20 protein-coding genes are annotated in these 24,306 nt (G+C 44.1%); 5 read left to right on the forward strand and 15 right to left on the reverse strand.

Annotation, left to right across the window (positions count from 1 at the left end):
* Window positions 1-172 precede the first annotated feature (172 nt).
* From ettA to RTP55_RS08140, 3 genes are all read left to right on the forward strand, one after another.
* Window positions 173-1,834 (forward strand): energy-dependent translational throttle protein EttA, encoded by a 1,662-nt coding sequence (ettA, locus tag RTP55_RS08130; protein WP_007117348.1) that lies wholly within the window; start codon window positions 173-175, stop codon window positions 1,832-1,834.
* A gap of 100 nt (window positions 1,835-1,934) precedes the next feature.
* The gene (locus RTP55_RS08135; RefSeq protein ID WP_099833371.1) at window positions 1,935-3,092 is read left to right on the forward strand and encodes an AAA family ATPase; all 1,158 of its coding nucleotides are present in this window, start codon (window positions 1,935-1,937) and stop codon (window positions 3,090-3,092) included.
* Entirely contained in the window at window positions 3,085-3,828 is a 744-nt protein-coding gene (locus RTP55_RS08140) for a DUF4435 domain-containing protein (protein ID WP_157796991.1), read from the forward strand. The genes RTP55_RS08135 and RTP55_RS08140 overlap by 8 nt, the downstream gene beginning before the upstream one ends.
* Before the next feature lie 158 nt (window positions 3,829-3,986).
* Here the strand turns inward: RTP55_RS08140 and serA are convergent, their stop codons facing one another.
* Window positions 3,987-5,219 (reverse strand): phosphoglycerate dehydrogenase, encoded by a 1,233-nt coding sequence (gene serA / locus RTP55_RS08145; protein WP_138017899.1) that lies wholly within the window; start codon window positions 5,217-5,219, stop codon window positions 3,987-3,989.
* A gap of 219 nt (window positions 5,220-5,438) precedes the next feature.
* Here serA and RTP55_RS08150 point away from each other — a divergent pair, with 219 nt between their 5' ends.
* Window positions 5,439-6,848 (forward strand): FAD-binding oxidoreductase, encoded by a 1,410-nt coding sequence (locus tag RTP55_RS08150; RefSeq protein WP_312385501.1) that lies wholly within the window; start codon window positions 5,439-5,441, stop codon window positions 6,846-6,848.
* Between the two features lie 69 nt (window positions 6,849-6,917).
* Here the strand turns inward: RTP55_RS08150 and RTP55_RS08155 are convergent, their stop codons facing one another.
* The 9 genes from RTP55_RS08155 to purL all read right to left on the reverse strand — a co-directional run bounded on the left by RTP55_RS08155 (window position 6,918) and on the right by purL (window position 19,999).
* The gene (locus RTP55_RS08155) at window positions 6,918-7,535 is read right to left on the reverse strand and encodes an LOG family protein (RefSeq protein ID WP_409034776.1); all 618 of its coding nucleotides are present in this window, start codon (window positions 7,533-7,535) and stop codon (window positions 6,918-6,920) included.
* Between the two features lie 274 nt (window positions 7,536-7,809).
* A complete protein-coding gene (locus tag RTP55_RS08160) occupies window positions 7,810-8,565 on the reverse strand; it encodes a tetratricopeptide repeat protein (RefSeq protein ID WP_203171335.1) in 756 nt (251 codons plus the stop codon).
* Window positions 8,566-8,601: 36 nt separating this feature from the next.
* On the reverse strand, window positions 8,602-9,084 hold the full coding sequence (locus RTP55_RS08165) for a tetratricopeptide repeat protein (RefSeq protein WP_203171334.1): 483 nt from the start codon (window positions 9,082-9,084) through the stop codon (window positions 8,602-8,604).
* A gap of 50 nt (window positions 9,085-9,134) precedes the next feature.
* Complete coding sequence (locus RTP55_RS08170; protein ID WP_203171333.1) at window positions 9,135-11,528, reverse strand: ATP-binding protein; 2,394 nt, start codon at window positions 11,526-11,528, stop codon at window positions 9,135-9,137.
* 333 nt (window positions 11,529-11,861) lie between these two features.
* A complete protein-coding gene (locus RTP55_RS08175; protein ID WP_227716714.1) occupies window positions 11,862-12,455 on the reverse strand; it encodes a TPM domain-containing protein in 594 nt (197 codons plus the stop codon).
* A gap of 92 nt (window positions 12,456-12,547) precedes the next feature.
* Window positions 12,548-13,843 (reverse strand): TPM domain-containing protein, encoded by a 1,296-nt coding sequence (locus RTP55_RS08180; RefSeq protein WP_312385503.1) that lies wholly within the window; start codon window positions 13,841-13,843, stop codon window positions 12,548-12,550.
* Window positions 13,844-14,040: 197 nt separating this feature from the next.
* Window positions 14,041-14,766, reverse strand: coding sequence for a LemA family protein (locus RTP55_RS08185; protein WP_050325213.1), 726 nt, complete (start codon window positions 14,764-14,766; stop codon window positions 14,041-14,043).
* 283 nt (window positions 14,767-15,049) lie between these two features.
* Window positions 15,050-15,745 (reverse strand): YceI family protein, encoded by a 696-nt coding sequence (locus RTP55_RS08190; protein WP_201665032.1) that lies wholly within the window; start codon window positions 15,743-15,745, stop codon window positions 15,050-15,052.
* Between the two features lie 270 nt (window positions 15,746-16,015).
* Window positions 16,016-19,999 carry a phosphoribosylformylglycinamidine synthase gene (gene purL, locus RTP55_RS08195; protein WP_312385505.1) on the reverse strand — a complete coding sequence of 1,328 codons (3,984 nt, stop codon included), beginning with the start codon at window positions 19,997-19,999 and terminating at the stop codon, window positions 16,016-16,018.
* A 350-nt stretch (window positions 20,000-20,349) separates the two neighbouring features.
* On the opposite strand from purL, the gene RTP55_RS08200 reads away from it, so the two are divergent.
* Window positions 20,350-20,856: a pyridoxamine 5'-phosphate oxidase family protein gene (locus RTP55_RS08200; protein ID WP_219332007.1), complete on the forward strand. Its 507-nt coding sequence runs from the start codon at window positions 20,350-20,352 to the stop codon at window positions 20,854-20,856.
* Between the two features lie 144 nt (window positions 20,857-21,000).
* Here RTP55_RS08200 and pgsA read toward each other — a convergent pair whose 3' ends face one another.
* From pgsA to moaC, 5 genes are all read right to left on the reverse strand, one after another.
* On the reverse strand, window positions 21,001-21,675 hold the full coding sequence (gene pgsA / locus RTP55_RS08205) for a CDP-diacylglycerol--glycerol-3-phosphate 3-phosphatidyltransferase (RefSeq protein WP_248147795.1): 675 nt from the start codon (window positions 21,673-21,675) through the stop codon (window positions 21,001-21,003).
* A 602-nt stretch (window positions 21,676-22,277) separates the two neighbouring features.
* The gene (locus tag RTP55_RS08210; RefSeq protein ID WP_312385506.1) at window positions 22,278-23,015 is read right to left on the reverse strand and encodes a sulfite exporter TauE/SafE family protein; all 738 of its coding nucleotides are present in this window, start codon (window positions 23,013-23,015) and stop codon (window positions 22,278-22,280) included.
* 6 nt (window positions 23,016-23,021) lie between these two features.
* Complete coding sequence (locus RTP55_RS08215) at window positions 23,022-23,513, reverse strand: molybdenum cofactor biosynthesis protein MoaE (protein ID WP_224053189.1); 492 nt, start codon at window positions 23,511-23,513, stop codon at window positions 23,022-23,024.
* Window positions 23,514-23,550: 37 nt separating this feature from the next.
* Window positions 23,551-23,814, reverse strand: coding sequence for a molybdopterin converting factor subunit 1 (gene moaD / locus RTP55_RS08220; protein WP_065254024.1), 264 nt, complete (start codon window positions 23,812-23,814; stop codon window positions 23,551-23,553).
* Window positions 23,801-24,298, reverse strand: coding sequence for a cyclic pyranopterin monophosphate synthase MoaC (gene moaC / locus RTP55_RS08225; RefSeq protein WP_062332788.1), 498 nt, complete (start codon window positions 24,296-24,298; stop codon window positions 23,801-23,803). The genes moaD and moaC overlap by 14 nt, the downstream gene beginning before the upstream one ends.
* Window positions 24,299-24,306: the final 8 nt, after the last annotated feature.

The following is a 24,306-nucleotide window of genomic DNA, read 5'->3' on the forward strand; positions in this document are numbered from 1 at the left end:
TTTTGCCTATTCGGTATGGGGTTTGCAAATGATTTTTCACTAGGCTTTTGCCTTGCCCCACCCCGTTAACAATGCGATAATAAGCGGTTAAATCTTACCATTTTTCAAATTTTTTGGCGTGGATGATACGCCTTACCTTCATTTGCTATTAGCTAACTTAAACAGGAAGAACATGGCTCAATATATTTATACCATGAACAAGGTATCAAAAATTGTTCCACCCAAACGGGAAATCCTAAAAGACATCAGCCTGTCTTTTTTCCCCGGTGCAAAAATCGGTGTGCTGGGTCTCAACGGTGCCGGTAAATCAACCTTGCTTAAAATCATGGCAGGCGTGGACACCGAGTATAACGGTGAAGCGCGTGCGCAAGCGGGTATCAAGATTGGCTACCTTGCCCAAGAACCGCAGCTAGACCCTGCCAAAGACGTGCGCGGCAATGTGGAAGATGGTGTGCGTGAAGCCTTAGATGCATTGGCGCGCCTTGATGAAATCTATGGCGAATATGCCTTACCCGATGCCGACTTTGACAAACTTGCCGCCGAGCAAGGCAAAATGGAAGACATCATCCAAGCATGGGATGCCCATAACCTCAACAACCAACTAGAAAAAGCCGCCGATGCGCTGCGCCTACCCGCGTGGGATGCTGACGTGAGCAAATTATCGGGTGGTGAAAAACGCCGCGTCGCCCTGTGCCGTCTGTTACTATCAAAACCTGATATGCTGCTCCTTGACGAACCTACCAACCACTTGGACGCCGAATCAGTCGCTTGGCTTGAGCATTTCTTAAAAGATTATAGCGGCACCATCGTGGCGATTACCCATGACCGCTATTTCCTTGATAACGTTGCCGAATGGATTTTGGAGCTTGACCGTGGCTATGGCTATCCTTACCAAGGTAACTACACCGAGTGGCTTGAGCAAAAAAATAAACGCCTAGAGCAAGAGCAAAAACAAGAAGAAGCCTTTGCCAAAGCGCTGAAACAAGAGCTTGAATGGGTGCGTAAAAACCAAAAAGGTCAACAAGCCAAGTCCAAATCTCGCTTGCAACGTTTTGAGGAATTAAACTCCAAAGAATTCCAACAGCGTAACGAAACCGCTGAAATCTACATTCCACCAGGACCACGTCTTGGCAACAAAGTCATTGAAGTCAACAATATCTCAAAATCATTTGGTGACCGTTTGCTATACGAAAACCTATCCTTCACTGTACCTCCGATGGCGATTGTGGGGATTATCGGACCCAATGGTGCGGGTAAAACGACCTTGTTTAACATGATTACAGGCAAAGACAAGCCAGATACGGGCACAGTTGAAGTCGGTGAATCAGTGAAAGTGGCGTATGTCGGACAGGTACGCGATGAGCTGGATGACAAAAAAACCGTGTGGGAAGAAGTCTCCGACGGTCTTGATATGATTACCGTGGGCGAATACACCACGCCTAGCCGTGCCTATATCGGACGCTTTAACTTTAAAGGTCAAGACCAACAAAAACTGGTCGGTAGCCTGTCGGGTGGTGAGCGTAACCGTCTGCAACTTGCCAAAACCTTAAAACAAGGGGCAAACGTGCTGTTACTCGATGAGCCATCGAATGACCTTGATGTTGAGACGTTGCGCGCGCTTGAAGATGCGGTGGAAGTGTTTCCCGGTACGGTGATGGTGGTATCGCATGACCGCTGGTTCTTAGACCGTATTGCCACCCATATTTTGGCGTTTGAGGATGAGGGTCCGATTTGGTTTGATGGTAACTACTCAGAGTTTGAGGCATACCGCAAAAAACAATTGGGCGCGGATGCCGAGCCAAAACGCATGAAATATAAAAAGATTGCGAAGTAAATTTAGTTTATAAAATATTTGCTGGTAACTATATGCTTTTCATTTTTTTAAGGTAGTATAGAGTTATCAGCAATTTTTTATTTAAAGTATAGGTTTTATTATGAAAATACAGTATGTGGAAATTGATGGTTTAAATGGTAGTAAGGAATTCATTAGGCTTGATTTTAATAATGATTTGAATATCATTACCGGTCGTAACGGTGCTGGTAAAACTACTATTTTAAAGCTAATTTGGTATATTGTAAGCGGCAACATTTCTTTTGCAATAAGAGAAATAAATTTTAGAAAAATAAAACTTCAAACAACTGATTATAGCTGTATCATCTCTAGGACAACTAGGAATAATTGTAGTTTGTATTTAAAAGTTAATGAGCAAGATCCTATAGAAATTGATGATTGGGTTATAGATGAAGAAGATGAAGATGAAGCTTTAGAGTTTTTAGTTACTCAGTTAAAAAATATTGCTGATAAAAAAGATATACAACAAGAAAATCCAAATAGTATTTTGTCAAAACATGGTGGTTCATTATTTTTGCCAACATTTCGGCGTATCGAGGGAGGTGTTCAAGCTAAACGTAAGAATATTCGTGCAGGTATGTCTTCATCAAGAAGATTAGAAGTTTCTTTAATGGAACTATCAGATATGCTAACTAATAGAAATCATCAATTTGTTGCCTCTTTAGGCACGATTGATATTGAAAGATTTTTGCGTGATAAAAATGCTGAGTTAGTAGAGGAAGTAACAACCCTACAAAACCTTTCTAATTTAAATATGTCAGAAAAACTTAAAGAGCTTCAAAAAGAAACAAATACTGAAAAGGTTCAAGAAGAACTAAAAAAAATACATACCATGATGGCTAAGTCTGAACAGAGACGAGTAGATATTATGAAGCCATTAGAAGTCGCTAGACAATATATATTAGATATACTAAAAATATCTGGTATAAAAATTGGTAATTTGACTTTTGGGAGTGCAGTAGAAACTATCAACTCAAATTTGCTTTCTGCAGGGGAAAAGCAAATGCTAAGTTTCTTAGCTTATAATGCTTTTTACCAAGATACTATTTTTATTATTGATGAACCTGAGTTAAGTCTACATGTAGATTGGCAGCGTATACTTTTTCCTACACTCATGAGACAAAATTCAAGTAATCAATTCATTATAGCAACTCATTCACCTTTTATATACAATAAGTATCCTGATAAAGAACTTGTTCTATCAAGTGATAAGGGTGATGGGTGTTTACAAAATGACTGATACTGGAAAAAGAGAGGTAAGCTTAGAGGAATTAATAAGTACGCTCGAAAGGTCTTCATTACCTACTATTGTTGTAGAAGGTAAATATGACATTATTATTTATCGCAAAATAGAGGAATTATTAGAAGATATCGTTGATGTTCTACCGGCTGGGGGTAGAGGAAAAGTATTAGGTATTTTTGATAGCATTAAAACAAATCCCAAATTGCAAGCAAAAAAACTAATTTTCATTGCTGACAAGGATACTTGGGTAAATACTGGTATTCCATCAAAGTATCAACAGGATATTTTGATTTTTACCAATGGTTACTCTATTGAAAATGATGTGTTCATTGATTATGGATGTGAACAAATCCTTGAAATAGAAGACAGCTCTATTAAAAATCAATTTTTGGCAGACAAAGAGAAGTTCATTCATTGGTACGCATTGGCGTTACAAGCAACGTTAAATGGTGAAAACCTAACCAAAGAACGAGAAATCGCCCGTGACCCAAATGAAGTATTAGGAAATGAATATTCCAAATTTATAGCATTAACAGCCAATGAAATATATCCAACCGAATTGCAAAGCAATTTAAAAGAAAACTATCCGTTACAAATTCGAGGTAAGTCATTATTAAATCTCTTTAGAAAACACCTAAAACATCATAGCTCCAAAGCGATGTTTCAAAAAGTTGCTATTGAACCAAAGACCAGTATTAATCGTATTTTTGATGACGTGAAAAAGCAATTTTAGGATTTATAACTCACACGCTATTCAAAAATTTTCTGAATAGTTTAAGCTTGACTATAAGAAATGCTTACAGGGGCAATATACCCACTTCATAAACTATAGCTTAGCAACCAAAATAAAAAAAGACGTATTTAATACGCCCTTTTTTTCAAAAAATGTTATTAAAACAACACCCTTACACGGATAGTTTCTGGGATGTTTTTTAAGGCTTCAACCGCTTGCGCAGAATCGCCGCTACCCACATCCATCACCAAATAGCCCACATCTTCTTCCGTCATCAGGCTTTGGGCAAAGATATTGATATTGGCATCGGCAAAGGATTTGTTAATCTGTGACAACACGCCAGGCACGTTTTGGTGAATATGTAGCAGACGATGCGTGCCTTCTTTTTGCGGCATACTAACATTTGGGAAGTTCACAGACGTTGCGGTATCACCCATATCAGAGTAACGCACAAATTTTTCTGCCACTTCAAGACCGATATTGGCTTGTGCTTCTTGGGTTGAGCCACCGATATGCGGTGTCAAAATCACATTGTCAAACGCGCGCAGTGGTGATTCAAATTCTTCATCCGCTGATTTTGGCTCTTTGGGGAACACGTCAATCGCCGCGCCCAAGATATGACCGCTCTGTAAGGCTGCCGCTAGCGCATCAATATCCACACATTTACCACGCGCCGCATTAATAAGATGCGCGCCTGGCTTCATGGCAGCCAATTCTGTAGCGGTAATCATGTTACGCGTACTTGGCAAATCTGGTACATGCAGGGTGACCACATCGGCTTTACCAAGCAGTTCTTCTAGGCTTCCCACTTGGGTGGCGTTGCCCAATGGCAATTTGGTGACCACATCATGATAGATGACTTTCATACCAAGGCTTTCAGCGAGTACCGATAACTGAGTACCAATAGAGCCATAACCCACGATACCCAAAGTTTTGCCGCGCACTTCATAGCTGTCTTTGGCAGATTTGTTCCAGCCGCCACGGTGTACCACGGCATTTTTTTCAGGGATACCGCGCATCAGCATGATGATTTCGGCAAGGACAAGCTCCGCGACAGAGCGGGTGTTAGAGTAAGGGGCGTTAAAGACAGGGATACCCAGTTCACGGGCAGCTTCCAAGTCCACTTGGTTGGTGCCAATACAAAAACAGCCAATGGCGATGAGCTTTTCGGCTTTTTCTAAAATATCGCGGGTCAAATGGGTGCGAGAACGAATGCCGATAAAATGGGCGTCTTTGATTTTTTCGCTAAGCTCTTCAGGGTCTAAGGCGGTTTTGATATTCTCAACATTGTGATAACCTGCCTCTGACAGCACTTTAAACGCATTGTCATGCAAGCCTTCAAGCATCAAAAAGCGGATTTTGTCTTTCTCAAGTGATAGATTTTGTGCCATAACAACCCCTAGTCAGTATTTTTAGTCAATTATCCTATCACACTTGCCGGGTTTTTTGTGGTGAAATTCCCGCAAGATGGCATGATTTTTTTGTCTTATGGGTAAAAAATTCTTCATCAATCGCCAGTGTTTTTGTCAAAATTTATGCCGTTAGTTATGCTATGATAGAGCCTCAAAAACCTTTTCAATCTGTCTAAAAATATGGGTAAAAGCCACACCATGACTGCTAATCAGACCGCCATCAATACGCTCATTGAACAACTACGCCAGCAAGGATTTGACGAACACCAAATCAAAACCGATGCGGACAGTTTGGGCTTTTGGGGCAAAGATTGGACCAAGCATTTTGAGCCCAACGCCAGCGCCATTGTCTTCCCAAAATCCACCCAGCAAGTGCAAGCCATCGTCAAGCTATGTAATACGCTAAACATCGTCATTACCCCAAGCGGTGGTCGTACCGGTCTATCTGCAGGGGCGGTTGCCGCCAATGGCGAGGTGGTAATTAGCCTTGATAAAATGCACCAAGTATTGGGCTTCTACCCTGCAGACCGTATGGTGGAAGTGGAAGCCGGTATTGTCACCAAAGCGCTGCAAGACTTTGCTGACAGTCAAGGGTTATACTATCCGGTGGACTTTGCGTCAGCCGGTTCAAGCCAGCTTGGTGGCAATATTGGCACCAATGCCGGCGGTATCAAAGTCATCAAATACGGCATGACCCGCAACTGGATTTTGGGTATGACCGTGGTGACAGGTAAAGGCGATATTTTGCACCTCAATAAAGGCATGATAAAAAATGCCACCGGTTATGACTTGCGTCATTTGCTTATCGGTGCAGAAGGTACGCTTGGGATTGTCACCGAAGTGCAAGTCAAGCTAGAGCGCCAGCCCAAAAACCTAACTGTCATGGTGCTTGGCGTGCCAGAGTTTGCCAATATTATGCAAATCTTGTCAGCCTTTCAAAGTAAAATGGATTTGACCGCGTTTGAATTTTTTGATGATGTCGCCGTTGATAAATTACTTGCCACAGGGCATGTGCAAAAACCGTTTGAAACCGATGCGCCATTTTATGCGCTACTCGAATTTGAAGCGCCTTACGAGCCGATTATGGACATGGCGATGCAGATTTTTGAAGACTGTATGAGCGAAGGCTGGGTGCTTGATGGGGTGATGAGCCAATCCATTCACCAAGCCCAAGAGCTATGGAAACTGCGTGAGTATATCTCTGAAACCATCTCAGTATTTACCCCGTACAAAAATGACATCTCCGTGCTCATCAGCCGTGTGCCAGAGTTTATCGCGGATATCGATGCCATTGTTAGCCAAAACTATCCGGATTTTCAAGTGTGCTGGTTTGGGCATATCGGCGATGGTAATTTACATTTAAATATTTTAAAACCAGAAAACCTTAGCAAAGACGAATTTTTTGAAAAATGCCAAGTGGTCAACAAGTATGTGTTTGAAACGGTGCAAAAATACAACGGCTCTATCTCAGCCGAGCATGGCGTGGGTATGACCAAAAAGCCGTATCTTAATTACACCCGTCCTGATGAAGAAATTGATTATTTGCGTGCCATCAAACAAGTCTTTGACCCCAATGGGATTATGAATCGTGGTAAGATTTTCGACTAGATAACATTGATAAAAAAAGGATACAAAAAAAGACCTTTAACTGAGGTCTTTTTTTTGTCGCTAACAAAGTTAGATTTTATTCACATTCAGCGTGTCTGGCATGTTAACAATCGGTTTGAGGAGTTCAATGGCATCGGCGACAGTATTACAAACGATTAATCGCTGTAAATCTTCTGGTTTCATAAAACCTTGCTCAGCGGTAAACTGTAGATGTTCAATCAATTTGTCATAAAAACCATTGATATTGAGAATAATCATCGGTTTTTCATGTTGATATAGCTGTCGCCAAGTGGCAATTTCCATGATTTCCTCAAGCGTGCCAAGCCCACCTGGCAAGGTGATAAAGGCACTGGCGTACTCTGCCATGATGGCTTTACGGGTATGCATGGTATCGGTCAAATGCAGACGCGTCAGCCCACCATGCGCCACTTCTCGATCCATCATAAACTCAGGAATCACGCCCACGGCAATGCCGTTTTTTTCAATTACACCATCGGCAACCGCGCCCATACAGCCAATCACCGCACCGCCATATACCAGACCTAATCCTGCTTCAACCAATGCCCTACCCAATTCATACGCCGATTGGACATAGACGGGGTCATTGCCTTTGCGAGAGCCGCAATACACAGCGACTAAGGGAACATCAATATCATGAAGTTTGACAATTTGTGCAATATCGCTCATTTCTTTACTAGTAATAATATCTACGGGTGTCATGCTTTTTCCTTTTAATGTGTTGTCATTATAGCTCAATCATCCTACAAATTCGTGAACGCATCCTAGGCGCAGCGTATCTCATTTTGGCTACATTTGGCGCATAGGCATTATAATTGGTGCAGTTGGCGAAAAATAAAGCAATGGCTGTTAAAAAGCCATCAATGAACGGTTGAATAAGAAAGGCTTGATAACAAAAATAGTCTATCAAAAGCTATTAAGGAGACCACCTAGGTATGATGACCTAAGTCTGATGATAGGCATTGTGGGCATGAGCAGTCTCTGGCACAGATGGGCGTAACTCAGTGAGCGCTGCAGCATAACCATGTTTGCCAGATTGCTTTAGCCAAGCGCTTGCTTTGTCAGCATCGGCAGCGACGCCATTGCCACTGGCATAGATGTTGGCAAGAAAATATTGGGCTTGCGCGTGTCCAAGCTCGCTCGCCATTTCGTATTGGCTGATGGCATTGTCACAATCGACAATGATAGTTTCACCAATGTCATCACTACTGTCATTGAGATACGGATTGCCACCTTGGTACAGCCAGCCTAACGCAAGATAGGCAGGGCGAAAACTTTGATTGGCGGATTTTTCTAGCCATTCCAGTGCCGTTTCAGTACAAACATGATTGCCACCGAGTCCATATAAAAAAGCCAATCCCATATTGTATTCGGCTTTGGCATGACCAAGTAATGCTGCTTGCTCAAAAAAGTTAAAGGCGCGTTTTAAGTCCGCCTGAATAATCGCAACACCTCGCGCAAAAATCGTGTCACTATCAGGATGGACGGGCACATCATCGTCATCAAAATTGATGGGCTGACTTTGGGGAGTGAATACATCATCAATAGTAAAATCAGGCGTCGTATCTGATGCCGCTTGATGTGCTAAATTATCGCCTACCCTGTAATTCTCTGGCATTGTGCTAGTTGGCATTGTGCTAGTTGGCGTGGTATTAGGTGTCGGCTTTTGGGCAAATTTATCTGCCGCTAAGCGTGCCATTGCTTGTGGATGGTTTTGATAAGCCGCTTGCTGGTACTAAAAGTGTGCCAAATCATCATTGTGCTTGAGCCCGCCCAGTCCTCTCTCATAAGCGATACCCAAATTGTATTGGGCAACCGCTTCGCCCTGTTCTGCCGCTTGGATAAACAGTAAAATCGCCTTTTTGCTATCCTGCGCTAAGCCTTTGCCTGTCAAATATAGCATCGCCAAACGTACTTTGGCTTCGGTAAAACCCAATTCGCTAGCGGTTTGGTAACAATGGATGGCTTTATTCAAATCCTGCTGGTAGCCCAAGCCTTGTTCAAACAATAGCCCCAGATAAGTTTGCGCGGCAGGGTGTGACTGCTTGGCAGCATTTAGCCAATAAAACCCCGCGCTGCGGTAATTTTGAGCCACGCCAATGCCTTGGGCATAATAAAACCCAGTCTGATATTGCGCTTCGGCATCGCCTGTCTGCGCCAACTGATAAGACTGTGAAAACGCTTGGGATTGCTGTTCGTATTCAGACGTTGAGGTCATACCGCATTCCGCGAAATTTGATGGGGTCAAAAGGTTTATATTGCGTCTGTTTATAGCGGCTGATACAACACGCCGACCAACAACACCGTGATGTCCTTCGCTGCTGGGGCAATCTGTACAGTATCAAGTGCTATTGACTGAGCATCATACGTGGTTGCCAAGCTATCGATTTGGCTTTGTAACTGCTGCCCAATGTTGTCTAACTCCTGTTGCAGCTGCTGGCGAATCGCATCAAGCTCTGCGACGGTTTGTTTGTTGGCATTGATATCGCCCACCGAGTTCATGGCACGTTTGACGTTATTGATATTGGTCTGTGACAAAGTTTTGCGCCCCATAAACGCCCCTAAGACCGCAGAGCCAATACTGACCCCTGCATCAAGCCAGCCTTTGCTCGACTCGGCGGCTTGTTGTTGGTATTTTTCATTGGCGGCTTGCAGTTTTTTGGCTAGCGCGTCTTGTTTTTTAGCAAAGCTATCACGCAGCTGGGCAATGGCGATATCACGCTGTTCATGCAGCGGTACGATGAGCCGATTGCGGAAGGCGTCTTCGCTCTCTGCCACTCCGCTATACAGCTTTAAACTATCGACATACCACAGATTTAACACTTGCTGCTGACGGATGGCTTCTTTCACATCTTTTTCCCAAGCTTTCCATGATGCCTTGTCGAGCGCTTGGGTAGGTAGTTGTTTGAGCACAGCGGGTTGGTGCGGAGCCGATTGTAACTGCTCAAAGGTCAAATCACTTAAAATCGCTTGATGCCAATCTACCACCAACGGCGGCTCACCAAATGCTGTGGTTAATAATAGCTGCTGCTGACTTTGAGCGCCTGATTTTTTGTCATTAAAAAATACCCGCGCATAGGCAAAGGCAGTAGGCTCATAGAAGGTTTGACCATCGCCCGCCCCGTCTTTGGGTGCATAATACAAGCCCACATCTTTGGGCAAGGCCGGCGGCTGACTCATGGTGCTTGCTAATGGATTGATGGCAGGCGTGGTGGCTTGCGCTTGCGCTAGGTCGGTAGGTGCAATCGCTTGGCTATTGGCTTTGAGCTGTGCTATGGCTTGTTTGCTAAGCGGCCCTGATAGGTAGTTGAGCGTGAAGCGGGTGCTAAAAATCACAGGGCTAGCATCATGCACATTGTGCAGTAAAAATCGGCGTTTACCGAGTTTATCAAACCACGCATTGAGCGCCGCTTTGTCCAGTCCACTGCTGCCGCTGGCAGAGAGCAAGCCATCCATCACCCGTTCACGGTCTTGGGCAGTCTGCAACCGTCCGATAAACCAAGTACCCGCGTTGGATAATGCTTTGTAGTCCAAGTCCACTGGGTTTTGGGTCGATAACACAATCCCCAAACCAAATGCACGCGCTTGTTTTAGCAGGGTTAACAGCAATACTTTGGTCGGTGGATTGCCAATCGGCGGTAAATAGCCAAACACTTCATCCATGTACAAAATTGCCCGCAAGGTCGAGGTGCCTTGCTGACGGCGCATCCAGCCCAATAAATTGGTGAGTAACAAGGTGACAAAAAATAAACGCTCATCATCGGATAGATGGGCAATATTGAGCACACTGGTTTGTGCTTTGCCGTTTTTATCATAAAACAGTGCGCCAGCATCCAGCGGCATGCCTTTAAGCCAGCTGGCAAAACTCGGTGATGCCAAAAGCGTATTGAGCTTCATCGCCAGTGCGCCACGGTCTTTATCCGCAAATACTTGTGACAGCGGCAGGATGCCGATTTTGTCAAACGCTGGCGTTTGGATTTGGGTAATCAAATCCACCAAGGTTAAAGTTTGGTTGTTATCCCAGGCGTTTTTAAGTAGCTGTGCCAAAAACACATGCTCTGGCGCAAGGTTATCCCCATCAACTTTTAATAGCCCCAACAGTGCCGACACTGTCGCATCGATATACTCAGCATAGCTTTCGCCATCATTTTTGACACTATCGGGCGGCGGCACGAGATTGCCAAGTAGGGCAATCGGTAAGCCATTCTCGCTACCTGGGGTATAGACGCTAACGCGATTGGCGGCTTTGAGTGCTTGCACACGCTCCGGGGTTTGAAAACTGTTGCCAAGCCCTTGTTGCCAGTTGTCTGCGGTTTTCTTGGCAAACTCTGCCACGCTCATACCCGCTTGACTTGCCATGCCGCTATCAATCCATGGCTCAAAGTCACTGGCTGCCAAATTTGGAAACGTCAATGCCAAATTGCCCAAATCACCTTTGGGGTCAATCGCAATCACCGGAATATTATCAAGCGCAGCTTCTTCCAGTAAGCTAATCCCCAAACCCGTCTTACCCGAGCCCGTCATCCCGATAATCACCGCGTGGGTTGTTAAGTCAGCTGCATCATATAGGGTTGCTTGACCTTGTGTAGACTCTGGGTACACGTCTTGACCGAGATAAAATTGACCGATACTATCAGGAATATTATTGGTGAGCGTTGGCATGGGATTCCCTCAAAATTTTTATAAGTAATGATTTATCGCTAACATGACGACTGGTCTAATTGCCTAATTGTCTAACAAGCTGAGTGGCGGTATGTCGGTTTCATTATATGTAAAATTTTATCATTTCGCCTAGCAAAATTTGTCGATTCTTTTATCTAGCCTTAATGCAATTTTTTAGCACCGCAAAGATAATCCTTAATAATTTTTGATACCCAAGTTTTTGAAATTTACCCGCTTACTGTTGGGTCTTAAAAGCTGAGCAATAAAAAAAGCGATGGGTAACATCGCTTTTGGTAGGATTACATCATCGCACTATACTAATTAAGTTTAAAACTACTTTATGAAAATCATCTTGTCAGCGATTTCGTTGCCGTTTGGGTCATTGTCTAATTGGTAATATTGACGAAGCAATTGCCCCACATCGCCCAATAGTGCAACCAAGCTATCGATGTGTCGATTGGCTTTAATACCTTCGATAGCTTTGTCGCACATCGCTTGCCACATGGTTGGCATCACATGGCTATTAATGCCTCTATCAGCGACAATCTCCAGACGCCGCTCACAGATATTAAGATACACCAACACCCCAGTATTATCCTGCGTATCCCAGACGCGATAATCCCCAAAAACTCCGATTGCTCTGTCTCGGCTGTTTTGTAGCCGAGCGGACGAAATGGGCAAATGATTCTCAATCACTAGCACCACTTCGCCGCGATGCCCTTGCTCAGCTTCGGTAATTGCTTGATTTAGCTGTTGTTGGGCAGTAGGCGTTAACCACCGATTGTGCAGGCTAGATATAAACGCAACTTGACGCCACCATCTGGCCCAACTTGGCACAGTGGAAGTCACTGTCGCCATCGGCGAGGTGTAAGCAATGGTTTCTTCGTTGGCACCATTCGTTGCTGTTATTGGGTCATTTGTGCTCATGAAAATTCCATAAAAAATAATGAAGTATATAGTTGATGATAAGGGGTAAATTTAAAATAATTTTTAATAACTAGCCGATTACTGACTATTGATTACCAATCGCCCCCAGCGCCACCACCGCCAAAGCCACCACCGCCGCCACCAAAGCCACCACCACCAAATCCACCGCCGCCAAAACCGCCTCCACCAAATCCGCCACCCGGTAGGAAGACAACCCCACCGCCGCCTCTGCCACCGCGACCACCACCGCCACCTCGAAATAGCAAAAATAAAAAGACAATAAATGCCACAAATATACTGCCTAGTAACCCTGCACCAAAGATTGTACCAAGCGTTACAATGCCACCTGCCGTAGCAATCGAACCAAAAAAGCGCCCTAATATACTGGTCAAAATCATACCAGCGACAAAGCCAAAAAAGCCTAGGAAGATAAGCGGTATTCCGCCCTCTTGATTTGACTGAGCATTGCTATTGGCATTGGTATTGACTCGATTGGCATCTGCTTGCTTTAAAATAGCCGGATCGGTTGTCAAGCGTTCTTCAATGCGATTAATTCCCGCCGTGATACCACCGGCATAATCGCCTTGTTTAAATCTTGGGGTTATGTCATCGCTAATAATGCGTTTAGCGACGGCATCAGGAATGGTACCTTCAAGACCATAGCCCGTTAAAATGTACATTTTACGGTCATTGACAGCAACAACCATCAACAGACCTTGATCGGTGTCTTTTTTGCCCAGTTTCCAGCGATCAGCAACTTTCATTGAATAGTCAAAAATATCCTCGCCATTGGTGGTTGGTACAATGACCACGGCTGCTTGCGCCAAACCGCGGTCATTAAGACTACGCAGTTTGGTTTCAATCGCTTGTTTGTCAATGGCAGATAAAATTTTTGCTTCATCTATGACAGGATTATTTAGGATTAATTTGTCAGCGGCAATAGGGGCTTGGGTTGACTGTTTAGGTGTCGTAGTCGTCTGGGCATTAGCGGTAGCTGTTGCCTGATTGCTATTTGTTCGATTGCCAGTTGCTTGAGTATTGACCCCTGGTATCGGCAGTGCATCATTGCCTAACGTCTCTTTAATTGCATCATTATTGAGTACAGCATCATTGAGCGCTTCATTGGTTTGTGCGGTTTTGGCAATCGCAACCATGTCCTCAACACTATGATCTTGTAATGTGGGCTTAGCGCTAAGGGTTGCGGAATTGGCTGTCGCTGTGGCGGTTTCTGCAACGGCTGCGATAGGCATCGCAAGCCCAATGCTCATAGACAGTACAGTAAACGTACTCACTACCAACCGCTTGGCTAACAAACGAGACGACAATTTTTGCGGCTGTTTATGGGAGTTCTGTAAATTGGGCTGTGTCTGTACAATATTCAATGACACCTGTGTTTCCTCAAAGTATGCAATTTTTTTATTATGATGTAGTCAATTCAACAACTATTTTAAAAAATTAAAAAATTAGTCTGACAATTTATGCAAATCTTATTCAATGAGCTTGCCACCGACTGATAGCAGACTATTTAAAAAAATCTTCTTAACTCTCAAACTTTAACTATACAGTTAACATTAACAATGGTGAATTAAGGTTTCGCTGTTGCGGTAGCCGAATTATTGACAGGCTGACCACCGGCATTGGCTGTGTTCCCATTGTTTTGCACTGGCTGACCGCCCGCATTTGCGGTATTGGTATTGTTATTGCCAAAATCAACGGTTGGTGCAGTTGAGATTTGCGCCTCATTGGCTACGGTAAAGTTTGGACGGGTATGCATACCAAACACTTTTGCGGTGACATTGGTTGGGAATTGGCGTACGGTAGTGTTATAAGTTTGAACATCTTGGATATAACGACCACGTGCCACGGTAATGCGGTTTTCGGTGCCTTCAAGCTGTGCTTGCAATTCTTGGAATTGTTTGTCCGCTTTTAGATCAGGATAGCGCTCTGACACTGCCATTAAGCGCGATAACGCACTGCCCAATTGATCTTGCGCTTGTTGATAGCGTTGAAAAGCCGCTGGGTCATTGAGTACATCGGCACTCACATTGATAGTCGTCGCTTGAGAACGAGCTTGTGTGACTTGGGTTAAGGTCGCTTGTTCGTGCTGGGCATAACGCTCAACGACTTTCACCAAGTTTGGAATCAAGTCAGCACGTCGCTGGTATTGGTTGACTACTTCTGACCATGAGGCGTTGATTTGCTCATCTTGCGCTTGCATAGAGTTATAACCACAACCGGTCAAATTAGCAGAACCCACCACCAAGGCTGCGGCTAATAAGGTGTTTTTTACTGTGGTATTGAATGGTTTCATAAGTTTTCCTCAAAAATAAATTAAATAAAGTAATGTTTAGGTTTTTGAAAATTATGAAGCTATGTGCGGATACTGTAAATTTACGTTTTGTATAGTGCTGTATGGTTTTGTATCAAACCACAGACTTATTAAAGCCAACTTAGCGGCTTAGAATAGTTAAAAATCGAATAGCTAAAAATTGAATAGTTAAAAATTGAATAGTTAAAAATTTGCAATCAGCGTGCCATAAAAAAAGACCAGCCAACGCTGATCTTTTTGATTACTTTCATTGTTTGCTAAAAAATTATTGTTGTACCGCTTCAACTTGGATGTTGAGTTTGACGTCTTTAGCAAAACCCATTTTGACATAGGTATCCATGCCCCATTTGGTGCGGTCAATGGTAGTCTCAAAATCACCGCCACATACTTGCGCATTTTTCATCATTGGGCTGTTATAGCAGTTAAATCTAGTGGCTTTTAGACTGACTGGATTGGTTTTGCCCAATAGCGTCAAGTTACCGTCAACTTTCGTTACTTTGCCATTTTTGAAATGGAATTTGGTTGATTTAAAATTAGCCGTTGGGTATTTTTCAGCGTTAAAGAATTCAGCTGATTTTAAATGGTTGGTAAAATGTTCGTTACCCGTGTCAAGGTTATTGACAGGAATATCAACATTGATGCTGCCTGTATTTTTGGCTGGGTTGTAGTTCAAGTCACCCGTTACACCGTAGAAACCACCTTGGTTGGTCGTTGTACCGAAGTGGTCAATCGCAAAACGTACATTGGCGTGGTTTGGGTCTAATTTGTAGCTGGTGCTGTTGCTTGGCTTAACTTTTTCTACTTTGGCGGTTTTAGGCGCTTTTGTGACCGCTGCAGGTTGAGCCGCGGTTTCACCAACTTTTTGCGTTTCACCGTTTTGCGAGATAACCAATTCTGCATTGGCAAATTGTGTGGCTAACAACGCTGTGATAGCGGCAGTGGCTAAAAGTTTGCTATTCATGGGATTTTCCTCGATACATTATAAGAGCTGTGTGGGCTTACAAAACATTGTTAATGAAACTTAACTTAGTCTATGTAGGATTAAGTTATTATAACATATACCTTTCCCTTGTTATCGTGTATTGTTTGTAAATTGTTGCTAGTTTTTGACCGAGCCAAAACTTTCACCGTGACAGCCTTTATTAATTAAGTCGGGTTAGGTCATTAAAAAAGGACAGCTTTTGCCATCCTTTTATAAAAAAATCCACTATGTTAACTTTTATCTTAACTTTTATCTTAAGAATGCCCGGGCATTTCTAAACATCCGCATCCACGCCCCATCATTATCCCACGCTTCAGGTTTCCAACTATGGTTATACGCCATCAAATTACGCTCTGGGTGTGGCATCATCAAGGTCACACGCCCATCGGTACTACAAATCCCTGTCACCCCTTGCGGTGAGCCGTTTGGATTGAGCGGATAATGCTCAGTTGCTGTGCCGTGACTGTCCACATAACGCATCACAATTTGCCCATGTGCGCTCATTCCTGCGATATCGGTATCGCTCAACGTCGCAAAGCCTTCGCCATGTGCCACCGCAATCGGTAGAATGCTCTCTTGCATGCCTTTTAACAGCACCGACTTGGTACGTTCAATTTTCACATTCACCGTGCGCGCTTCAAAGCGTGCCGATTTATTGGCGATAAAACGGGGGAAATTCTCTGCGCCTGGTATCAAGTCTTTAAGCTGGCTCATCATCTGACAGCCGTTACACACGCCAAGCGAGAAGGTTTCTGGTCGGGTAAAGAATCGCACAAATTGCATGCGTAGTTCATCATGGAACAGTACCGATTTTGCCCAGCCAGCGCCAGCGCCAAGCACATCGCCATAACTAAAGCCGCCACAAGCCACCAGCCCATCAAAGTCACGCAAGTTGACACGCCCTTTGAGTAAGTCACTCATATGCACATCGACGGCTTCTAGTCCTGCGCGTTTAAAGCCTGCTGCCATTTCTAGCTGACCATTCACGCCTTGCTCACGCAAAATGGCGACTTTAGGCTGTGTGCTGCGGCTATTGATATACGGGGCTTCAATCGCTTGGTTGAGATCATAATTGGCTTGGGCAATTAAGCCTTGATGGGATTTATCACCAATCAAATCAAAGGCCTGTTGTACGCATTCGGGGTTGTCACGGTTTTTGGCGATATGGTAGCCCACTTTGCTCCATTCCTGCTCAAGCTCGCTACGCTCAAAACGTAAATTTTGCGTGGCTGTTTGGATGAGTAAACTGTCTTCATCGGTGCTTTGACCGATTAGGCTTAATAATTCGCTGACGCCTGTTTTTTCTGCTAATTCAAGCAATTCGGCAACCTTATCCGATTTGACTTGAATTACCGCACCGAGTTCTTCGGCGAATAATTGACCGAGTAAATTGTCATCGCTTAATACCAATTTCACGCCTTGGCGACTGGTGAATTGCATCTCGGCAATGGTGGCAAGCAAACCGCCATCCCCAATGTCATGATATGCGGTGATTAAGCCTTGGTTGTTGGCTTGCTGGATAAAGTCAAAAAAGTTGATTAAATCTTGCGGATTATCCAAATCTGGGCAAGTATCACCCAGTTGGCTTAGGGTTTGGGCAAGGATTGAGCCACCCAATCGGAACTGACCTTTTGATAAGTCTAAGCGATAAAAAGCGGTTTCGCCAAGCGCCGAGCTGGTTAGCAATTCTGGGGTTAGGGTTTTGGTGACATCTTGCACAGGGGCAAAGGCAGTGATAACGAGCGACATGGGTGACACCACAGACTTGTTTGCTTGCTCATCTGACCAATTCGCCCGCATCGACAAGCTGTCTTTACCCACAGGAATGGCAATGCCAAGTGCCGGGCAAAGCGCTTCGCCCACGGCATACACCGCATCAAACAAGGCTTGGTCTTCTTTGTCTTCACCACAGGCTGCCATCCAGTTCGCCGACAAGGTGATGTCTGATAGCTTGGCGATATTCGCCCCTGCGATATTGGTAATGGCTTCGGCAACGGCAAGGCGCGCAGATGCGGCAGGATTAATCAAAGCAACTGGGGTACGCTCGCCCATACTCATGGCTTCGCCTGTCATCGGCTTGCCATCCACAGGGATGAGAGCAGAAGCGGTAACAGCACAGTCTGCCACTGGCACTTGGTAACGTCCAACATATTGGTCACGCACTACCATACCCGTGATGGAACGATCGCCAATGCTGATTAAGAAAGATTTACTGGCAACCGTTGGATGACGCAGCACGTCTTTGACCGCTTCAGCCAAATCGACTTTATCAAGGTTTAACGCTGTCAAATCTGGCGTGCTACGGCTAAAGCTACGCTGCATTTTTGGCGTGCCACCGAGTAGCACTTGTAGGGGCATATCGACCGGTTGTTGGTCGCCTTTGGTGTTGAGTAGTGGGTCATTGACTACCAACTCACGCACGTCAGTCGCTTCACCCAAAATCGCATACGGGCAACGCTCACGCTCACAGATACTATCAAATAGCTCACGGCTTTGTGGACGGATTGCCAACACATAACGCTCTTGGGCTTCATTTGACCAAATCGCCATTGGCGACATACCATGCTCAAGCGACGGCACTTTACGCAAGTTTAACACCGCCCCAAGTTCGTGGTCATTCACAAGCTCGGGCATGGCGTTTGATAAGCCACCTGCGCCCACGTCATGAATCGACACAATCGGATTGTTATCTTCATCTGGCTGGTTTCCTGCCATCGCCCAACAGCGGTCAATGACTTCTTGACAGCGGCGTTCCATCTCGGCATTGTCACGTTGCACGGACGCAAAATCCAAGCCTTCATCAAGCTCACCACTATCCACCGAACTTGCCGCGCCACCGCCCAAGCCGATTTGCATGGCAGGACCGCCTAACACAATCAGCAAATCGCCTTGCTGAATCGGATTTTTTTCCACCAAATTGCGTTTGATATTACCGTAACCACCGGCAATCATAATGGGTTTGTGATAGCCGCGCATTTGGCTGCCATCTTGGTCTTTTGAGGTATCCAATTGAAATGAGCGAAAGTAACCGACCAGATTTGGACGACCAAATTCATTGGAAAATGCTGCACTACCAAGCGGTGCTTGGGTCATAATTTCTAAGGCGGACGCCATACGCGCTGGCTTGCCGTAGTCAGCCGTCGAGATTTTTCCGCTGTGCTCCCATTTTTCTGGCATATCAGGCAGCTGCAAATGCGACACATGGAATCCTGCCAAGCCTGCTTTGGGTTTACCACCACGACCTGTCGCGCCCTCGTCACGGATTTCACCCCCAGAGCCTGTTGCCGCGCCTGCATACGGTGCAATCGCCGTTGGGTGATTGTGGGTTTCGACTTTCATCAAAATATCAATCGGCTCTTGGTGGAAATCGTATGCTAAATGATTGTTGTCGCTGTTTAATAGCGGATAAAAACGCTGCCCTTCATGCCCTTTTACCACCGCGGCATTGTCTTTATACGCCGATAAAATATCGTTGGGATTTTGCGCGAAGGTATTTTTAATCATGCCAAATAGGGATTTTGGCTGTACTTCCCCATCAATCGTCCATTGCGCATTAAAAATTTTGTGGCGGCAATGCTCCGAGTTGGCTTGGGCAAACATCATGAGCTCAACATCGGTCGGATTGCGCTTTAGCACATGAACGTAGGCATCCATCAAGTAGTCAATATCTTGGCTCGATAACGCAAAACCAAACTCACGGTTGGCCGACTCTAACGCCTCACGCCCTTTACCCATCACATCGACATGGTTGAGCGGTGCTGGCTCGTGGTCATCGAATAAGTGATGAGCCTTTGCCAAGTCATAAAATAGGCTTTGGGTCATGCGGTCGTACAACATCATCTCGATATCATGCGGGAGCTTTTCAGGCAAATTTTCGCCGATGAGCGTATACACCACCAAGCGCTCAACACGGTCAATCGCTATCTCACAATTGTTAAAAATATCCGTCGCTTTACTTGCCCAAGGGCTAATTGTACCAAAACGTGGGCTAACGATGATTTGCAGCGCCTCTTTATTGTCATCTTGGCTTGCTTGATTGAGCGCGATTTCGTCACCGTGATTGAGCAAATCTATCGCTTTCTTATAGTCGTGTTCTGCCAAATCTTTAGAAAAAATATACACTTGCTGGCTTTTTAAGTGGGTGATTTTGAGATTGGTTTTTTGGCTAAGGGAATTTAGCAGTTTGGTGGTTTGAAAATCGGTTAAAAATGGGTGTCCAGCGATGATAGTCATAGAAAGTTCCGCTTGCTTCGGGAAAAGTTGGGAAAATAACAGAAAAATTTGCGGTTATTATAGCATTAAACCCATGGGCGTATCACTTGTCTTGATGGTGATAGACTGTCATTTCACGATGTGTTTTTTCTAAAGTGCCTTTCAATTGCGTTACCTTGCGATAACATCGTTAACGGTTTTATACCATTTATTTGCAGCTTTTCGACAGACTTAAACAACCAAAGCCGATATTATCATCCAAGTTAACGACTTTAACCCAGTTTTAACGTAACTTTTTTGCAAGTTAGTAATAAATTTTTTAGCATTAACTTTGAGACGTATAATAACCATATAATGACAGGGACATTCTCATGGCAGATCTCACCAAAGAGCAACATATTGAAAATATTAATAAAGTAATTAAAGGCGTCAAATATGCAATGATGACCACCATTACTGCAGACGAAAAACATTTACATGCGTGCCCAATGACCACCAATAAAAATGAATTAGAAAATGGTAAAATTTGGTTCATCGGCGATCGCAAATCAGAAACCATCAAAGACTTGGAAAAAAACCCACAAGTCAACTTATCTTATACCTCAAGCGACCAAAAAGATTTTGTTTCTATCAATGGTACGGCTAAACTGGTTAATGACAAAGCCAAACTAGATGAGCTTTGGAGCCCAATTTATGCAGCGTTCTATGAAAAAGGTAAAGAAGATCCTAACGTACAAGTGATTTGTATTGAATGTAATGGTGCGCAGTATTGGTTAAGCGGTAACACAGTGGTGGATATGTTTAAAATGGTATCAGCGGCTGTCCAAGAAGGTAAAACTGCAGAAAATATGGGTGAAAATCATTCAGTGACCTTTTAATTATTGGCTTTAAAAAAATATCACCCCAGTTTTTTGACTGGGGTTTTTTATGGTAAATTTTTAGCTAAGAATTTTTTAGAATAATCCATTTTTTTAACGTCATCAGCTTTTGTTAACGTTATCAGCTTTTTTTAAAGTCATCAATTAGGGCTGTTTTAGATAGGGCCATGCCGCTTTTAGATAAATAAACATTGACCATAACGTCAATACCACTGAAATGACCAATAGTAAATACCCCGTCATCTCAAGTGATTCCCAATTGAGCAGTAACACTGTAATTGCCACCATTTGAAAAGTGGTTTTCATCTTGCCCACATATGACACAGCAACGCTAGTACGATTGCCCAGTTCTGCCATCCACTCACGCAAGGCTGAGACGGCAATCTCCCTTGAAATAATAACAATCGCTGAAATCGCCATGACAATATCAGGATGCCACTGCACCAAAATAATTAACGCGGCAGCAACCATCAGTTTATCCGCCACAGGGTCAAGAAACCGCCCAAATGCCGATGTCATATTAAGCTTGCGGGCAAAGTAGCCATCTAACCAATCGGTAATTGCCGCCAAAATAAATACAGCCGTCAATAAAAAGTGGCGCAGTAAACTATCGCTAAACTGATACATACCGATGTTGGCAATCACATTGTCACTAATGGCGCTCTGCCCAATCCCCATCGCAGGTGGCCAATAAGCAATCGCCACAAACAGCGGAATCATCACGATGCGCGCGATGGTCAAGTTGTTGGGCAAGTTAAAAATACTGCCCGAGGCAACAGAGGATTTGGCTGTCTCGTCGGTCACTGGCTTATCGGTCATGGGATTTTTCGTTCATTCTTATTGTAAGGCGCGGCGTAACGCTAATTTTAGTTGAAATAATTATAACGGTTCTCAAAGTAATGTCATTATTTTTTGCCCATAATGCTCATTTTTGTCATATTTTTCAACAATCAAGCCACTTTACCTTATTGATTTCATGGTATTTTTTACCAAATATGTCATTGTATAAAAAACACTTCAAAAGTAACAGGGTGTAATTAGACAGTCAAAAATTTAGACTTTTATTGATATCATAACGTCCGACAACGAAATAATAATAACAATAAGACTTATTTCGCTATTAGCAAATTTTGCTGTTGTCAGGTTTATTGAAATTTGAATGCTTTGTACCCAACTCATCAGTCATAACGTATTAATTTGCGAATTTTTTTATCAATTTTTTATCATATACTGATTTGACAATTTTGATAAACCGCGTTCATTTTCAGACTTTTAACACTTACCTGTGCTTTTCCTCAGCCCATTGCTCACCTCCTGCAATGGGTTTTTTTTATAGCTTAAGCTTTGAAATGATTGGATATTGCAATTCATCGCATTTTTTAGGTTGGTACTAGATGCATCGGTTGGTATCTACCTAAGCGTTAAAAATTTGCCAGCATTTTCAGCCCTGCAATCACTAATACCAGAGATAATAATTTATTGAGCATGGGGTCAGCAAGGCGTTTGCTACCATAAGTTGCGCCGATAAAACCCCCTACACAAACCGCTACAAGCCAGATTGGTAGTTGATTTGGCAGTTTTGCCCCTGTCGATAACACACCAAACAAGCCTGAAATTGAATTCACCAAAATAAACCCCGACGCTACGCCTGCAACAACTTTAGGACTTGCCCAACGGTTAAACAATAAAATTGGACTTAAAAACACACCACCGCCCACCCCCGTCAATCCCGACAGCAACCCTAAAACCGCCCCCACGATTGCCAAAAGCCATTTTGACACCTGTTTTAATGGTTGCTCGCTGGTGAGTTTTTTGGCAAAGATAAATGAATAAATAGCCGAAAAAATCAGTACCATCCCAACAATCGGCTTATATAAATGACTGGGCAAATGGGTCATTCCCCCGATAAACGCCATCGGCACCGCGGCAATAGCAAGGGGAATAAAAATTTGCCAAGAAAAGTTTTTTGCAGAATAAAATCGCCAAAACGCAATGATTGACACCAAAATATTGAGACATAGTGCGGTAGGTTTCATCATACTTGGCGCAACGCCGACTAACCCCATCATCGCTAGATAACCCGATGCGCCACCATGCCCGACTGATGAATAGAGCAAGGCAGAAATAAAAAACAGCACGCTTAATACGGTAGTTGTCATTGCTTATTAACCATTATTAGAAAGCCACAGACTCTCAGTGCTGTCGGCATAAAATTCTTGTTTCCACACAGGAATATCCGCTTTAATCGCATCTAGTAGCCAACGACACGCATCAAATGCAGGATAACGGTGGGCAGCCACTACCCCAATCCACACCGCCATCTCACCAATCGCAAGGTCGCCAATACGGTGTATGGCAATGGCGTTTTCGATGTCAAACTGGGCTTTGGCTTGTTCAATCAGTTTTTTGCCTTGATTGAGTGCCAGTTGCTCGTAGCCGTAGTAAGTGAGTTTGCTAACAGGGCGAGCGTTATTGTGGTTACGCACCCAGCCTTCAAATGTCGCTAACGCCCCACAAGTATCGCTCATTAAGGCGTGTTTAAGCCGTCTATCGTCAATGGCTCGGTCAGTCAATGCAAAGCCGCTGGTAATCACGGTTTGGTAGGCTTGGTCTTCACTGATGCTAATGGTGGATGAGCCTTTATGCAATGCATTCATGGTTTTCTCTATATTGTTTAAAGGGCGTACGTGATATTCAACCACCTGCCACAGGCGGAATAAAGGCGACGATATCACCATCTTGAAGCGGCGTTTGCCAGTTGGTAATATGGTGATTGATTGCCACAGCAAGTTTGGTTTGGGCGAGTTTAAACCCGTAGTGTGCGCTTAACGTTTGGTAAAGCTCGGTCAAGTTATCACCGTCAAAGCGGATCGTTTCTTCGTCTTTCCCTGCTTGTTCAGCAAGGCTTGCAAAGTATAAGATGGCTAAATTTTTCTCAGACGTGCTAGGTGTTGGCATAGTCGGATTTGCCCCCTGTTTTGGTGAGTAGCTTGATATCGCTAATGGTGATGTCGTGAGATAATGCTTTGGTCATGTCGTAAATCGTTAGGCAAGCCACCGACACAGCGGTTAAGGCTTCCATTTCCACGCCTGTTTTGTGGGTGACTTTGACGGTGGCAGTGACGTGGATTGAGCAGTTGTTATCATCATACTCAAAGCCGATTTTTACCCCATCAAGTGGCAGCTGGTGGCAAAGCGGAATCAGCTCGTGGGTGCGTTTGCTTGCCATGACCCCTGCGATATGCGCGGTCTGGGTGATTGAGCCTTTTTTGGTGATGCCGTCGGCAGATTTTATCACTTGGTAACTGTTGCTAGGGAAAATGACTTGCCCTACGGCGGTGGCGCTGCGTTGGGTTATTGTTTTGCCCGATACATCGACCATGGCGATATCGCCGTGTGCGTCTAAATGTGTCAGGTCTAAGGGAGTTAATTGTGTTGTCATGTTTTGGA

This window comes from Moraxella sp. CTOTU47579 (genome assembly GCF_032004885.1).
Lineage (GTDB): Bacteria > Pseudomonadota > Gammaproteobacteria > Pseudomonadales > Moraxellaceae > Faucicola > Faucicola tetraodonis.